The organism is Mesorhizobium escarrei (assembly GCF_935825525.1).
Taxonomy (GTDB): Bacteria; Pseudomonadota; Alphaproteobacteria; order Rhizobiales; family Rhizobiaceae; genus Mesorhizobium; species Mesorhizobium escarrei.
Map to the genome: position 1 here is coordinate 1 of NZ_CAKXZT010000107.1, position 1,847 is coordinate 1,847.

Here is a 1,847-nt window from a genome sequence, read left to right on the forward strand (position 1 = left end):
GCGCGATAACACTTTCGCTCTCGTGTTCAGGCCTGCCGCGACAATCTCGAAATTGTCTAACGTCGCCAACATCGTTCCGGGAGATATCCTCTTGACCGTCACGACGGGCGGCTGCGCGCTGCGTGTGCCACCCGCCGCACTTGCAGCGCTTACTTTGCTTCAGCTGCTGCCCCGAGCGCCCGTTTTGGAACACAAGTGGCGCCGGCCGCACTCTGGTGACCGGATCAACGCAAGGATCTGGCGCCCGCCACAAAGTACTCGATCTCGGCGAACAGATAACGGAAAATCGCCGCGTGAGGGCGGCAGTCCAAGATCAGGCCGCGCTGCTCGCCGCACCTGGTCGCTGAGACTTCGGCGGCCTCGGCCCATCAGGCACTGCGCCGTCGGCAGGTCCAGGCAAGCGCGCAAGGACCGACTTCACCTGCCCAGCGTTGAGGCCGATCGCGCGCAGGATGGCGCTGACGGCCGCGTCACGATGGAGCGATGACAGCCTGCGCTCGCCGAGCGCGCGCATGAGCTGGAGCATGATCCCAACGACGATCTCCAGGTTCAGCTCCGCGGATGCCCCGGCGTCCGGGAAGCACTTCGAGAACTGTTGCAGGTCTTCGAAAAGCCGGCTGCGGAGGAGCTCGCCACCCTTCGGGGCTGCCGCCGCCATTCTGGCGACAAGGCTGGCCCATCGAGGGTCATTGAGGGCCTTGTCGATGAATGAGGTGCACCCGAACGCAATCCGAAGGGCAGGATCGTCGAGGGAAAGCCGGTCGGCTTGCAGCATTTCGTCGAAAGACTGGACCAGTTCCTCCGCAACCGCCGCCGTTAGAGCGTCCAAACCATCGAAGTGAACGTAGAACGTTCCCTTGGCGACGCCGGCCTCCCTGACCACGTCGTCGACTGTGACCGATTCCACGGCCTGCTTGGCGAACAACGAGTTGGCCGCGGCAACGAGTTCCGCTCGGGTTCGCGCGCGCTTTTCGCGCCCAATTTCGGCTCGACGAATCGGATTGACCTTCGCCATCGCTGATCAGATCTCCAACAACAGATTGTACACTAGGTCATATTGACCAAAACGTCCAGGCTATGCTGGCTGGGTTTAATCGCGACTGTCATGACTCTGACACAGTCTACACAGATATCTTAGTACGAGATCTGACCATCAACGATCTGCCCGGTCGAGGTGGTAGACTCACGCTTCAACAATTTGCGTGCCTCGCTGCTATCAACTGGGACGGTGGCGGTTTTGCGCGTCGCCGACCGGCCGAGACTACCGGCCGCCGCGGCTAAGCGATCCGCGAACCCAGCCTCGCCTCCGGACACAGATTGCCCGCCCAGGCGCTGTGCCAGCAAACGGATAATCTCAGGGCTGCCGGCAAAGGCATTGTGGCCCAGCGAATCTCCCGACGCTATTGCGCTGGTGTCAATAACCGCAACTCCGAGTTCACCAAGAACCGCCGTATATGGCGTGAGATCGGTACCGCCGACACGCGAAATTCCACCAGATAGCCAGCGGGAGACCTCTAGAGCCTTGTCCCGCGTCGACGTGAAAATTGTGAAACGCGGCCTATTTGGCCCCATCTCGACAAATTGACGGCGAAACACGTCGATGTCGATATCCGGAGACGCCAAGACGACATTCCTGACCTTGGCCGGGATCGACTTTTTGCGCATGGCGACACCGCGTAACGCCTCCGCGGCAAGCCAAGTCCCCATCGAATGAGCGAGAATGGTGACGTCGTCGACGTCGGGACTCATGGAGGCCTGGAGGATCAAGTCCTCCAACGCCCGGCGCGAGTAGTTGGCGCTCTCCTTGTCATAGAGATAGTCGAAGACCCTGGCCCGCGATGGCCAAG

The 1,847-nt window shown here is 61.1% G+C and carries 2 protein-coding genes; both read right to left on the reverse strand.

Annotated features, from left to right (window positions below):
* Window positions 1–313 precede the first annotated feature (313 nt).
* Entirely contained in the window at window positions 314–1,015 is a 702-nt protein-coding gene (locus tag NMG80_RS07175; RefSeq protein WP_254017469.1) for a TetR/AcrR family transcriptional regulator, read from the reverse strand.
* A 119-nt stretch (window positions 1,016–1,134) separates the two neighbouring features.
* Window positions 1,135–1,847, reverse strand: a 713-nt coding sequence (locus NMG80_RS07180) for an alpha/beta hydrolase (protein ID WP_254017470.1), incomplete at its 5' end; no start/stop codon positions are given.

Excerpts from the sequence above, each read along its gene's own strand:
- NMG80_RS07175 (WP_254017469.1), bottom strand. The coding sequence starts at position 1,015 with ATGGCGAAGGTCAATCCGATTCGTCGAGCCGAAATTGGGCGCGAAAAG.